The following is a 13074-nucleotide window of genomic DNA, read 5'->3' as shown; positions in this document are numbered from 1 at the left end:
CTTAATCATGATGAATCGGCCAATATTCGCTGATCTTTAATCAAAAGGGGGCTAAATGATGGCAACGTTACCTGCGCTGGGGTTTGCCGGAATCGGCCTGATGGGCTTGCCGATGTGCCGACGCCTGTTGGCGGCGGGTTATTCGCTGACGGTGTGGAACCGCAACCCGGCCAAGTGCGCAGCGCTGGTCGAGGCCGGCGCACGGCAAGTGGCAACACCGGCCGAACTTTGTCAGCACGCGGACCTGGTGATGCTGTGTCTGGCCGACACTGCTGTTGTACGTGAGGTGGTGTTCGGCCCGGCGGGCGTTGCCGAGGGGGCGAAAAGTGGACAGTTGCTGGTGGATTTTTCAAGCCTGGAACCCACCGCGACACGGGAAATGGCGAGCTCATTGGCCAGTAAAACCGGTATGAGTTGGCTCGATGCGCCGGTCTCCGGCGGGGTGGTCGGCGCCGAGGCCGGCAGTCTGGCGATCATGGTTGGGGGTGAAGCGGCAGACCTTGCACGCGTGCGGCCGGTGTTGTTGACCCTTGGCCAGCGTGTGACCCACATGGGCGCCGTCGGTGCGGGGCAGGTGACCAAGGCCTGCAATCAGATGATCGTCGCCTGCAATGCCCTGGTCATCGCCGAAGTGGTGGCCCTGGCCGAGCGTTCCGGGGTCGACGCCCACCTGATCGCCGAGGCGCTGGCCGGTGGTTTCGCCGATTCAAAACCGCTGCAGATTCTCGCGCCGCAAATGGCCGAAAGCCGTTTCGAACCGGTGAAATGGCACGTGCGCACGCTGCTCAAGGACCTCGACAGCGCCGTGAAATTTTCCCGCGAGCAGGGTTCGGCCACGCCGATCAGCGGATTGGCCGCACAACTGATGCGCCTCCATGGGGGGCAGGGGTTCCTGGAAAAGGATCCGTCGACGTTAGTGCAGTTGTACCGCGAGCCAGACTCAAAGGATTGAAGGTGTGCACGTGCTTGCGCTGATTGATTTCGGCCAGCACCGGACGCAACTCGGCCAGCGGCACCGGACGGCTGAGCAGGTAGCCCTGAACGAAATCGCAGCCGTGGCGTTCGAGAAAGTCGTATTGCTCGAAGGTTTCGACGCCTTCGGTGACGACCTGCAAATGCAGGGTGTGGGCCATGACGATAATGGCCTGGACGATTTCCATGTCCTGGGTGGCCTTGGGGATGTCTTGAATGAACGAGCGGTCGATCTTCAGCGTGTTTAATGGCAGGCGCCTGAGGTAGGCCAGGGATGAATAGCCGGTGCCGAAGTCATCGATCGACAACGAGACCCCGAGGGCACGAATCTGCCGCAGCAACACCAAGGTGTTGGTGATATTGCCCATCAGCGCATTCTCGGTCACTTCCAGTTCCAGCCGGTGTGGTGCCACCCCGAAGGCGTGCAGGGCGTGTTCGATTTCATTGGCCAGTTCTTCTCGCGCCAGGTTCAGGGGCGAGCAATTCACCGCGATTTTGAGGTCTTCGCAGTCGTGCCGGGACAGCTCGCCCAAGTCCTCGCAGGCCTTGCGCAGCACCCAGTTGTCCAGCTCGGCGATCAGGCCGTTGGCTTCGGCAATGGCGATGAACCGATCCGGCGTGAGCAAGCCGTGAACAGGATGTTGCCAGCGAATCAGCGCTTCAAGTTTGGTGACCAGGCCGGTTCTCAGGTTATAGATCGGTTGGTAATACAGCATCAACCCGGTGTTTTCGCGCAGGGCGTGACGCAGTTCCTCTTCGAGTTGCAACTCCAGGGTGGCGCGGGTTTTCAGGTTTGCACTGAAAAAATGCAGGGCGTTACGACCGCAATCCTTGGACTGGTACAGCGCCAGGTCAGCGTTTTTCAGCAGTTCTTCACAGGTCTTGCCGTCTTCCGGAAACAGGCTGATGCCGATGCTGGTGGTCATGACCATGCGCCGTCCGGACAGCTCGATGGGCTCCTTCATTTTCAGCATGATGCGCTGGGCCATTTGCCGCGCTTCTTCACGGTCGTACAGGGTGATGAGGATGCAGAATTCGTCGCCTCCGAAGCGCGCCACCACGTCTTCATGACTGCGCACCGAGGCCTTGATGTGGCTGGCCAGGACTTTGAGCAATTCGTCGCCGGCGTCATGGCCGAGGCTGTCATTGATCCGCTTGAAGTGGTCGATGTCCAGGAACATCACCGCCAGCATGCCGCCTTCGTTGGTTTTCTCGATGAGTTTCTCGGCGAAGATCTGGTTGAAGCCCCGGCGGTTGATCAGATTGGTCAAGGGGTCGTAGTGCGCCACCTGTTGCAGCGACATGCGCGCCTGATCCAGTTGACTGAGCAGGGCGTTGACCCGCTGCAGGTCATGTTCCTTGTGTTGCAGCTTCTTGTCCGCCAGTGCGGCACTGATGCTGCTGCCGATGATCAACAACGTAATAACCGCCACCGTCAGCCCCAGTTGCAGGTGATTGTTGTTGTCGGGCAACGGCTGGAGACTGCCGAGGGGCAGCACCAGGTTGAACGCCGCCATGCCGGTGAAATGCATGCTGACGATGCCGGCCCCGAGCACCAGGCTGGCGGTGTATTTGAGCAACTGATGAAACACGCCGGTGCCATCGCGCAGGTGACTGGAAATCAACAGGGCGGCCAGGCTGGCACTGATGGCAATCACAATGGAAAGCCCGAACAGGACGGGTTGGTAGTAGGCCATCGCATTCGATCGCAGGGCGGCCATGCCCACGTAATGCATGGTGGCGATGCCCAGGCCGATCCACACCGCGGCCCGCAGGTATTGCCAGAAATTCAGCTGAGGATGGCTGAGGGTGTGCATGGCCAGCCACGAGGCGGTCAGGGCGAACAACAGCGAGAGCAGGGTAGTGGGCAGGTGGTAATGGATTTCGATCGGCGCCTGGAACGCCAGCATGCTGATGAAGTGCATGGCCCAGATACCGCCCGCCAGGCACCCGGCACCGACCCAGCGCCAGAGTCGTTGGGAGGCGGATTTTTCCACATGGCCGACCCGCTCGGTCATGTCCAGCGTGGCGAAGCCGGCCGCACAGGCCACCAGATAGGCCAGCAACACCAGAAAAGGGTTATGGGTGCAATCGAGTATGACCTGCCCGCTCTCCGGTAGCCCGGTCATGAAATGCAAACCAAGCCACTCCATAGCATGCCCCATCTCTGAATCATCCTGCGCCATGTACGCTGGCGAATGCTTGCAGTATAGAGGCCTTGCACGGAGCGCAAGCGGTGATGGCACGGTGACGCCAATAATTTTGGTATTAGCGTGATAGCGATTGGCGCTAAGTCTCAAGCGCTCCGTTCATAAGCCATTTCGAACTCCGGTTGCAGGGCTGGCAAGCCGAACGCGGCCCGGGCCGCGTCGCAATCCACGTTCGCCTCACCATTGGCCCACGAGGCGTCGAACTCCCGGCAGGTGCTGGAGCGCTGATCGTAAATCGAGCATTGCACGGTGCTGCCGACCTCACCCACCAGCCCGACGCAGCGGGTTGGTTTGCAGTCTGTGCCGAGCATGGCCACCCGGCTGGGACTGATGGGCGCGACCAGTTCATCGGGCACCGTCCCCCCTGCCGAGGTGCATTCACCCCAGAAAAAAGACACGCGAAAATGAGAACAGCAGGCACCGCAATTCAGACACGGACTGGCTTCGGACATGGGCGATAGTCAAAGAGGGATGGGGGACACGGTGGGCAGACAAGGCCGCTATTCTAGGCTTTGCCTTGGGCTTGGGAAGGGGGGCACAGAGGTATTTTTCAACGGTCGGTCGGGCTGTGGAAGGGTTCGGTTGCCATGGGCTGATATCAGGCTGGCGAATGATGACAGACATGCCGCGCGCGCCTGACTAGATTGCAGTTTCCGGGGGCAGCGACGCCTTCATAACAATAAAAGAGACGGACCCCATGCAGAACTCGACCCAAGCGGCGAATGCCTGGCGCATTCTGTTCCTGCTGTTCCTGGCCAACCTGTTCAACTTCTTCGACCGCACCATCCCGGCGATCATCATCGAGCCGATCCGCATGGAATGGCACCTCAGTGACTTTCAGCTGGGGATCATCGGGACTGCATTCACCATCGTTTACGCGATTGCCGGCCTGCCCCTGGGGCGATTGGCCGATACCGGTTCGCGCAGCAAGTTGATGGGCTGGGGCCTGGCAGCATGGAGCGGGCTGACTGCGGTCAACGGGCTGGTGGGCAGTTTCTGGAGTTTCCTGATCGTGCGCATGGGCATCGGCATCGGTGAAGCGAGTTACGCGCCGGCCGCCAACTCGCTGATCGGCGATTTGTTCCCGGCCCATCGTCGAGCTCGGGCGATGGGCATTTTCATGCTTGGCCTGCCGCTGGGGTTACTGCTGGCGTTTTTCACCATTGGCTGGATGGTCAAGGCGTTCGACAGCTGGCGCGCGCCGTTCTTTATCGCGGCAGTGCCGGGGCTGATCCTGGCGGTCTTCATGTTCTTCATTAAAGAGCCGAAACGCGGCGCGGCGGAAAGCGTGCAAGTGTCTCAGGCGCGCGTGGACCGGCCGATCCGTCGTGTGCTGGCGGTGCCGACTTTCCTGTGGCTGGTGATGGCGGGGCTGTGCTTCAACTTCGCCACCTATGCCTGCAACTCGTTTCTGGTGCCGATGCTGCAGCGTTATTTCCTGATGCCGTTGCAGGACGCGGCAGTGGCTACCGGTGTGATCGTCGGGGTGACCGGGTTGTTCGGCCTGACGCTCGGCGGCTGGATCGCCGACAAGATTCACCAGCGCGTGGCCAATGGGCGGCTGCTGTTCGCGGCATTCAGCCTGATCATTTCGACTTTGTGCACGGTTTGGGCGCTGCACGCTGGACGGATCGAGATCGGGGTATTTGTCGCGGTGTTCAGCCTGGGGTGGTTATTCGCCTACAACTTCTATACCTGCGTGTACACGGCGATCCAGGACGTGGTCGAACCGCGTTTGCGGGCCACGGCGATGGCGCTGTTCTTTGCCGGCCTGTATTTGCTGGGTGGGGGATTGGGGCCGGTGGTGGTCGGCGGATTGTCGGATCACTTTGCGCACTCGGCCATGCTGTCGGCCGGTGCCGAACAGATGACTGAAGCGTTCAAGGCTGTCGGTTTGCATGATGCGATGTACCTGATTCCGGTGGCGCTGTTCTTTACCATGGTATTTCTGTTTTTGGCCTCGCGGTGTTTTGTCAGGGATGCCAAGCGCATGAAAGAGGGGTTGGTGGCGGTGGTTGAGCCTGCGGGTTCTGCGGTGACTGCTTAATCGCCATCGCGAGCAGGCTCGCTCCCACAGGTGATTAATGGTGTTCATAAATAGTGTGGTCACATCAGATCCCCTGTGGGAGCGAGCCTGCTCGCGATGAGGCCATCAGCAACTCCACAACAATCAAGCAGAAAAAAAAGGCCCGCATCGCTGCGGGCCTTCTTGTTTCAGTGGTGGGGCAGGGGATTAACCCGCCACCAACACCCGAATCGCTTCCAGTCGCAGCGCCGCCTTGTCGAGCATGGCCAGGCCTTGCTCACGTTGCTTGCGCAGGGCAACCAGTTCGCTGTCGCGCACGGTCGGGTTGACCGCTTGCAAGGCGGTCAGGCGCGCCAGTTCTTCTTCGGTATCCGCCGCCAGGCGACGTTGCGCCTCGGCCACGCGCTCGGCGTGACGCGGGGTGATTTTCTCTTCGCCGGCGTTGATCCGTGGTGTCAGCTGGTCGCGCTGGGCCTGGATGAACTTGTTGGCGCTGGCGCGGGGCACGCTTTCCAGTTGATCGTTCAGGGTTTCGAACGACACCCGGGTCGAGAGGTCGTTGCCATTGGCATCGAGCAGGCAGCGCAGGGCGGCCGGCGGCAGGTAACGGCCCAGTTGCAGCGAGCGCGGAGCAACCACTTCGCTGACGTAGAGCAGTTCCAGCAACACGGTGCCCGGTTTCAGCGCCTTGTTCTTGATCAGCGCCACGGCGGTGTTGCCCATGGAACCGGACAAGACCAGGTCCATGCCGCCTTGAACCATCGGGTGTTCCCAGGTAATGAACTGCATGTCTTCGCGAGACAGCGCCTGGTTGCGGTCGTAAGTGATGGTCACGCCTTCGTCGTCGCCCAGCGGGAAGCTGGCGTCGAGCATTTTTTCGCTTGGCTTGAGGATCAGCGCGTTTTCCGAATGGTCTTCGCTGTCGATGCCGAAGGCGTCGAACAGGGTTTCCATGTAGATCGGCAGGGCGAACTGATCGTCTTGTTCGAGAATGTCCTCGACCAGTGCATCACCTTCGCCAGCGCCGCCGGAATTGAGCTCCAGCAAACGGTCGCGACCGGTGTGCAGTTCGGCTTCCAGACGCTCACGTTCGGCGCGGGCTTCGTCGATCAGCGCTTGCCACTCGCCGTCATCGGCGGTTTCCAGCAGCGGCAGCAGCCGTGGGCCGAACTGATGCTGCAAGGCGTTGCCGGTCGGGCAGGTATTGAGGAATGCGTTCAGCGCTTCGTGGTACCACTGGAACAGCCGTTCTTGCGGGCTGGTTTCCAGGTACGGCACGTGCAGTTCGATGATGTGCTTCTGGCCGATCCGGTCGAGACGACCGATACGCTGCTCCAGCAGGTCCGGATGCGATGGCAGGTCGAACAGCACCAGATGGTGCGAGAATTGGAAGTTGCGACCTTCACTGCCGATTTCCGAGCAAATCAGTACCTGAGCGCCGAATTCTTCATCGGCGAAGTAGGCGGCGGCGCGGTCACGCTCGAGGATGTTCATGCCTTCGTGGAAAACCGTGGCCGGAATACCGGAACGCACGCGCAGGGCGTCTTCCAGGTCCATGGCGGTTTCGGCGTGGGCGCAGATCACCAACACTTTGGTGCGCTTGAGCATCTTCAGGGTGTCGATCAGCCACTCGACACGCGGGTCGAATTTCCACCAGCGTTCTTCTTCGTTGGCGTCCGGCTGGGCCTGGAAGCTGACTTCCGGGTACAGCTCGGCGTGATCGCCCAGCGGCAGTTCGAGGTATTCGGCCGGGCATGGCAGCGGGTACGGGTGCAGTTTGCGTTCCGGGAAACCTTGCACGGCGGCGCGGGTATTACGGAACAGCACGCGGCCGGTGCCATGGCGGTCCAGTAATTCGCGGACCAGACGGGCGCTGGCTTCGGTATCGCCATCATTGACGGCGGTCAGCAGGGCTTCGCCTTCGTTGCCGAGGAAACCGTGAATGGTCTTGTGCGCTTCAGGCGACAGGCGCCCTTTGTCCAGCAGCTCCTGAACGGCTTCGGCCACCGGGCGATAGTTTTCGCTCTCGGCGCGGAAGGCGTGCAGGTCATGGAAACGGTTCGGGTCGAGCAGGCGCAAACGCGCGAAGTGACTGTCCTGACCCAGTTGTTCAGGGGTCGCGGTCAGCAGCAAGACGCCGGGAATGACTTCGGCCAGTTGCTCCACCAGTGAGTACTGAGGGCTGACCTGGTCTTCGTGCCACACCAAGTGGTGTGCTTCGTCGACCACCAGCAAATCCCAGCCGGCAGCGAACAACGCGTCCTGGGCCTTCTCGTCGTCCACCAGCCATTCGAGGGCAACCAATGCAAGCTGAGTGTCTTCGAACGGGTTGGCGGCATCGCTTTCGATGAAGCGTTCTTCGTCGAACAGCGCGACCTGCAGGTTGAAGCGGCGGCGCATCTCTACCAGCCATTGGTGCTGGAGGTTTTCCGGCACCAGGATCAACACGCGGTTGGCGCGGCCCGAGAGCAGTTGGCGATGGATCACCAGGCCGGCTTCGATGGTTTTGCCCAAACCCACTTCGTCTGCCAGCAGAACCCGCGGCGCGATGCGGTCGGCGACTTCACGGGCGATGTGCAACTGGTGCGCGATCGGTTGCGCACGCACGCCGCCCAGGCCCCAGAGCGAGGATTGCAATTGGCGGCTAGTGTGTTCCAGGGTGTTGTATCGCAGGGAGAACCAGGCCAGCGGGTCGATCTGTCCGGCGAACAAACGGTCGCTGGCCAGGCGGAACTGAATGAAGTTCGATAGCTGGGTTTCCGGCAGCGTGACCACTTCGTTCTGCGCGTTGAGGCCGTGGTAGACCAGCAGGCCATCGACGTCGTCGACTTCCTGGACGGTCAGCTTCCATCCTTCGAAGTGAGTGATGCTGTCACCCGGCGAAAACCGCACGCGGGTGAGGGGCGCATTCCGTAGCGCGTACTGGCGAGTCTCGCCAGTGGCCGGGTAGAGCACGGTCAACAAGCGGCCGTCCTGTGCCAGAACGGTGCCCAAACCCAGCTCGGCTTCGCTGTCACTGATCCAGCGTTGCCCCGGTTGATACTGCTGCGCCATGCTGCCTGACTCCCACCTTGAAAAAGCGGGCTATCTTAACGGAATGAGCCTTCAGGACCAAAGGATTACATGCGTGCGCTGATGGAGGATGCGAACTTTTCGGGAGATGAAGATCAAAAGATCGCAGGCTGCGCCAGCTCCTGCGGTGCCAGGCGGATCACAAGTTTGCGACCGATGGCTCAAGTCGCCATCCCCGCAGCCGACAGCCTGCTGACAGGAGACTAATTAATATGTTGCCACCGATGCTCCCCTTGAGCGCCGTACCAATCACTTCACAGCAGGATCCGATTCGCCAGCGCCCGGATATTCCGCCTGTGGTGCCGGTGCAGGAAAGCGCCAACGAAAGCACCATCGACCTGCAAAACCGCGACCCTGAAGAGGCGCGCCTGCAGCTGCGCGAGGAACAGCGTCGGCAACAGGAGCGCGAACGCCGTCGTCGTGAGGCCGATGAAGATCCCGAAGAGCACCTGGCGATTCCCGGTAATGAGCTCAATGCCGACAACACCGTACCGGTGGTGCCGTTGATGGAGGATCAGCCACGTCAGGGGTTGTGGGTCGATATCGAGATCTGAAGTGTCGGATTACTGGTCAGCGCCCGCGCCAGACCGCATTATTGGCGTAATCCTGTCGCCTTTAACCGGCAGTTGAATTCATTTCCAAGCGATGCACTGAACGCCATGAGCCAAGATGACAAGCTGATCGATCTCAACACCGAACGCGCCAAGCGGGTTCATGACCTTAATGAAAAGCGCCTGAACGAAGTGCGCCAGGCCTTCGAACAGGCGATGCCGTTGGGCAAGGCGAAGAAAAAGCCGAAGAACAAACCGAAAAAGCGTTGAAACACCCTGCATCGATTGATGCAGGTCAGTTATTTCCCTTCCTTTTACGCCCGTCTAGGGCGGCATTGATCCCGGTCAATTTTCTCTCCTGCCCAATTGGTTAACTTAGCCCCATCGCAACAGGGCAAGTGCAGGAGGCCAGTCATGTTTTTCGACAACGTGGTGATCGCCGGAGTGCTGACAGTCGGCCTCATGGTTCTGTTTTTTGCAGGGTTTGGATTTTTTATCTGGAAGGATTCGCACAAGCGGAAAAAACCGTAGGTCTTTCTGGAGCAATGAGCACGCAAGGCATTTTGGGCGACTTCGGTCGCCCTTTTTTTTGCCTGCGAAAATCTGTCGGATGTACATAGAGCTATTGTGGGAGCGGGCTTGCTCGCGAAGGGGCCAGTTCAGGCACTAAATCCGGAAACTACCCACCAATTGCTTCAATCGCGAAGCCTGCTGTTCAAGGTCCGAGCACGCTCGCAACGTCGATTGCAGGTTTTCCACGCCTTCCTGGTTCAGCGTGTTGATCTCGGTGATGTCTACGTTGATCGATTCAACCACCGCCGTCTGTTCCTCGGTCGCGGTGGCCACGGACTGGTTCATGCCGTCGATTTCGCCGATGCGCAACGTCACGCTGTTCAGGCGTTCACCGGCCAGGTTGGCGATTTCCACGCTGTCCTGGCTGTGGCGCTGGCTGTCGCTCATGGTGCTGACGGATTCGCGGGCGCCCACTTGCAGTTCCTCGATCATGGTTTGCACCTGTTGCGCCGACTCTTGCGTGCGGTGTGCCAGGTTGCGCACCTCGTCGGCCACCACGGCAAAACCACGCCCGGCTTCACCGGCACGCGCCGCTTCAATGGCAGCGTTGAGCGCCAGCAGGTTGGTTTGCTGGGAGATGCTGGTGATCACTTCGAGAATCTGCCCGATGTTCACGGTTTTGCTGTTCAGCGATTCGATGTTGGTACTCGAAGCGCTAAGCATGCTCGACAGTTGATTCATCGCGGCAATGCTGCGATCCACCACTTGCTGGCCGTCCTCGGCCAGGCTGCGCGCGTCGCTGGCCTGACTTGACGCTTGCGCGGCGTTACGGGCGATTTCCTGGGCCGCGGCACCGAGCTGGTTGATTGCCGCAGCAACGCTGCTGGTGCGCGAGGCTTGCTGGTCGGAATTGAACATCGACGAATTCGAGGCGGCCACTACACGCAGGGCCACTTCATTGACTTGCCCGGTGGCCGAGGACACTTCGCGGATTGATGTATGAACCCGTTCCACGAAACGGTTGAACGCCGTGCCGAGGATGCCGAATTCGTCCTGATTCTGGATGGTCAGGCGTTTGGTCAGGTCGCCTTCACCGTCGGCGATGTCTTCCATGGCGCGGGTCATGACGTGCAGCGGCTGGATCAAGATGCGGATCAGCATGCCCAGCAGGGCGATGATGATGGCCACGGCAATCACGGTCGCGATGACCGCCGAGGCGCGGAACTCGCTGAGCATCGAGAAGGCTTTGTCTTTATCCACCGACAGGCCGATGTACCAATTGACCGAGGACAAGCCTTTGATTGGGGTGAATGTGACGATGCGGGTCTTGCCGTCGACGTCGATTTCACTGAAGTCGCTGCTGATGCGCGGGGTGTTTTTTGGGTACGCCTCGCTCAGGGACTTCATCGCCAGGGATTTGTCCGGGTGAACCAGGATCTTGCCATCGGCGCTGATCAGAAAGGCATAACCCATGCCGTCGAAGTCCAGCGCGTTGAGGCTGTCGGCGATCACCTGCAAGCTCAGGTCGCCACCGACCACACCGATGCTTTGACCGTCCTTGAGCACACTGTTGACGATGGAAATGACCAGTTGGCCGGACGCGAGATCGATATACGGTTCGGTCAGTGCCGAGCCGCCGGTGCTTTGGGCGCTCTTGTACCAAGGCCGGACGCGAGGGTCATAGCCGTCGGGCATCTTGCTGTCAGGGCGGATGATGAAGGTGCCATCCTTGTTGCCCAGATAGGCGCCCATGAAAGTCGAGGTTACCGCCTTCTGCTCGAGTAGCTTGGAGACGTTGTCGGTGTCGGCGTTCAGTGCGACGTTTTGTGACAGGTTTTCGATCAACAGGCTGCGTCCGGCCAGCCAGGTCTGGATATTGTTGGCCGTTACGCTGCCCATTTCTTGCAGATAGTTGTCCAGATCGTTGCGTATCGCATTACGCTGCAAATAGTCGTTGTACAGTGTGAACGAGGCGAAGGCAGCAATAACGATGAGGGCGGCGGCAAGCAGTATTTTATGGCTGAAGCGCAGATTTTTGTTCATGGCCTGGGGTCCGCTAAGGTCTTATTGTTTTTATAAAGACGCGCAAAATGGGTAGTGTTGAAATTAAGCTGATATTTCCGTCCTCTCCTTAGGGAATTACCTACGCTATTTTCAGTCTGGTCTCTCGTTTGTTGTATCGGCCATGAAGGATCAAAGATTAACCATGGGTGACAAAATGCCTGACTCATTGCAACTCGTTATCGGCGCCGATCTCGCGGGCCAGTCCATCGCCCAGGCCATGCGCCTGGCCAACCGTCACGGCCTGATAGCGGGCGCTACCGGGACTGGCAAAACCGTCACCTTGCAGCGCCTGGCCGAAGCCTTCAGCGATGCCGGCGTGGCGGTGTTCGCGGCAGACATCAAAGGTGATCTGTGTGGCCTGGGCGCCGCCGGCAACCCTCAAGGCAAGGTCGCGGAGCGGATCGCCGGGATGCCCTGGCTGAACCATAAGCCTCAGGCGTATCCGGTGACCCTGTGGGACATTAACGGTCAGTCCGGTCATCCACTGCGCACGACCTTGAGCGAAATGGGCCCGTTGCTGCTCGGCAGCCTGCTGGAACTGACCGACAGTCAGCAGTCGGCACTCTATGCCGCGTTCAAGGTGGCCGACCGCGAAGGGCTGTTGCTGCTGGATCTCAAGGATTTGAAGGCGCTGCTCAATCACCTGCGCGACAACCCCGAACTGCTGGGAGATGACGCGGCGTTGATGACCACCGGCTCCAGCCAGGCGCTGTTGCGCCGTCTGGCGACGCTGGAACAGCAGGGCGCCGAAGCGTTGTTCGGCGAACCGGCGCTGCAACTGGAAGACATGTTGCAACCGGCCGTGGATGGTCGCGGGCGCATTCACTTGCTCGATGCCAGTCGTCTGGTGCATGAAGCACCGAAGGTCTATGCGACGTTCCTGCTGTGGTTGTTGGCCGAACTGTTCGAGCAACTGCCGGAACGCGGCGACGCCGAGAAACCGCTGCTGGCGCTGTTTTTCGACGAAGCGCACTTGTTGTTCGCCGGTACGCCCAAGGCATTGCAGGAACGTCTGGAACAAGTGGTGCGACTAATTCGCTCGAAAGGCGTGGGCGTGTATTTCGTCACCCAATCGCCGGGTGACTTGCCGGATGATGTGCTGGCTCAACTGGGCCTGCGCATTCAGCACGGTTTGCGCGCGTTTACCGCCAAAGAGCAGAAATCCCTGCGTGCGGTGGCCGACGGTTTCCGGCCGAACCCGGCCTTTGACGCCTTGTCGGTGTTGACCGAGTTGGGGATCGGCGAGGCGCTGGTCGGTACCTTGCAAGACAAGGGCACGCCGGGAATGGTCCAGCGTGTATTGGTTGCACCGCCGCAATCGCGGATCGGGCCGTTGACCGAGACCGAACGCACCGTGCTGATCGCCGGTTCGCCGTTCAAGGGGCGTTACGACAAACCGGTCGATCGCGAATCGGCTTATGAAGTGCTGATGGGGCGTAAAGGGCTGGCGCCGGATCCCGAAGCCGCGCCGGGCAAACCTGCACCTGAAGAACCGAGCTTTACCGACAAGGCCGGGGAATTCCTCGGTACGGCGGCAGGCCAGGCGTTGAAATCAGCGATGCGACAGGCGGCGAATCAATTGGGCCGACAGTTGGTACGCGGGTTGATGGGCTCATTGCTCGGTGGCAGCAAACGCCGCTGAAAATCTTTGGATGAGCACAATCAT

At 60.1% G+C, this 13074-nt stretch carries 10 protein-coding genes and 1 pseudogene; 6 read left to right on the top strand and 5 right to left on the bottom strand.

Translation table 11 applies throughout. From position 1 onward, the window contains the following. Nucleotides 1-55: 55 nt before the first annotated feature. On the top strand, nucleotides 56-952 hold the full coding sequence (locus AB7M22_RS20185; RefSeq protein WP_454187581.1) for an NAD(P)-dependent oxidoreductase: 897 nt from the start codon (nucleotides 56-58) through the stop codon (nucleotides 950-952). Here the strand turns inward: AB7M22_RS20185 and AB7M22_RS20180 are convergent. Together AB7M22_RS20180 and AB7M22_RS20175 are read right to left on the bottom strand one after the other, a co-directional pair. Next, a complete protein-coding gene (locus AB7M22_RS20180) occupies nucleotides 843-3125 on the bottom strand; it encodes a putative bifunctional diguanylate cyclase/phosphodiesterase (protein ID WP_454188841.1) in 2283 nt (760 codons plus the stop codon). The genes AB7M22_RS20185 and AB7M22_RS20180 overlap by 110 nt on opposite strands. A 143-nt stretch (nucleotides 3126-3268) precedes the next feature. Continuing rightward, the gene (locus AB7M22_RS20175) at nucleotides 3269-3634 is read right to left on the bottom strand and encodes a YkgJ family cysteine cluster protein (RefSeq protein WP_454187580.1); all 366 of its coding nucleotides are present in this window, start codon (nucleotides 3632-3634) and stop codon (nucleotides 3269-3271) included. A 245-nt stretch (nucleotides 3635-3879) separates the two neighbouring features. Between AB7M22_RS20175 and AB7M22_RS20170 the strand changes: the two genes are divergently transcribed. Continuing rightward, nucleotides 3880-5229 (top strand): spinster family MFS transporter, encoded by a 1350-nt coding sequence (locus tag AB7M22_RS20170; RefSeq protein WP_454187579.1) that lies wholly within the window; start codon nucleotides 3880-3882, stop codon nucleotides 5227-5229. A 186-nt stretch (nucleotides 5230-5415) separates the two neighbouring features. Here the strand turns inward: AB7M22_RS20170 and rapA are convergent, their stop codons facing one another. Next, a complete protein-coding gene (gene rapA / locus AB7M22_RS20165; RefSeq protein ID WP_008005864.1) occupies nucleotides 5416-8262 on the bottom strand; it encodes an RNA polymerase-associated protein RapA in 2847 nt (948 codons plus the stop codon). A 230-nt stretch (nucleotides 8263-8492) separates the two neighbouring features. On the opposite strand from rapA, the gene AB7M22_RS20160 reads away from it, so the two are divergent. The 3 genes from AB7M22_RS20160 to ccoM all read left to right on the top strand — a co-directional run bounded on the left by AB7M22_RS20160 (nucleotide 8493) and on the right by ccoM (nucleotide 9362). Beyond that, the gene (locus AB7M22_RS20160) at nucleotides 8493-8834 is read left to right on the top strand and encodes an aspartate-semialdehyde dehydrogenase (RefSeq protein ID WP_454187578.1); all 342 of its coding nucleotides are present in this window, start codon (nucleotides 8493-8495) and stop codon (nucleotides 8832-8834) included. A 105-nt stretch (nucleotides 8835-8939) separates the two neighbouring features. Then, nucleotides 8940-9101, top strand: a complete 162-nt coding sequence (locus tag AB7M22_RS20155) for a hypothetical protein (protein ID WP_007906621.1) — start codon at nucleotides 8940-8942, stop codon at nucleotides 9099-9101. A 144-nt stretch (nucleotides 9102-9245) separates the two neighbouring features. Further along, nucleotides 9246-9362 carry a cytochrome c oxidase subunit CcoM gene (gene ccoM, locus AB7M22_RS20150; protein WP_007906619.1) on the top strand — a complete coding sequence of 39 codons (117 nt, stop codon included), beginning with the start codon at nucleotides 9246-9248 and terminating at the stop codon, nucleotides 9360-9362. 135 nt (nucleotides 9363-9497) lie between these two features. On the opposite strand, the gene AB7M22_RS20145 is transcribed toward ccoM, so the two are convergent. Then, a complete protein-coding gene (locus AB7M22_RS20145) occupies nucleotides 9498-10262 on the bottom strand; it encodes a methyl-accepting chemotaxis protein (RefSeq protein ID WP_411736823.1) in 765 nt (254 codons plus the stop codon). A 93-nt stretch (nucleotides 10263-10355) separates the two neighbouring features. Then, nucleotides 10356-11387 (bottom strand): annotated as a pseudogene (locus AB7M22_RS20140) (HAMP domain-containing protein); the annotation flags it as partial. A 175-nt stretch (nucleotides 11388-11562) separates the two neighbouring features. Between AB7M22_RS20140 and AB7M22_RS20135 the strand changes: the two are divergent. After that, nucleotides 11563-13050 (top strand): helicase HerA-like domain-containing protein, encoded by a 1488-nt coding sequence (locus AB7M22_RS20135; protein ID WP_032835491.1) that lies wholly within the window; start codon nucleotides 11563-11565, stop codon nucleotides 13048-13050. Nucleotides 13051-13074: the final 24 nt, after the last annotated feature.

Source organism: Pseudomonas sp. ADAK2 TE3594 (assembly GCF_053628675.1).
This window is presented reverse-complemented; position numbering and strand designations above follow the sequence as displayed.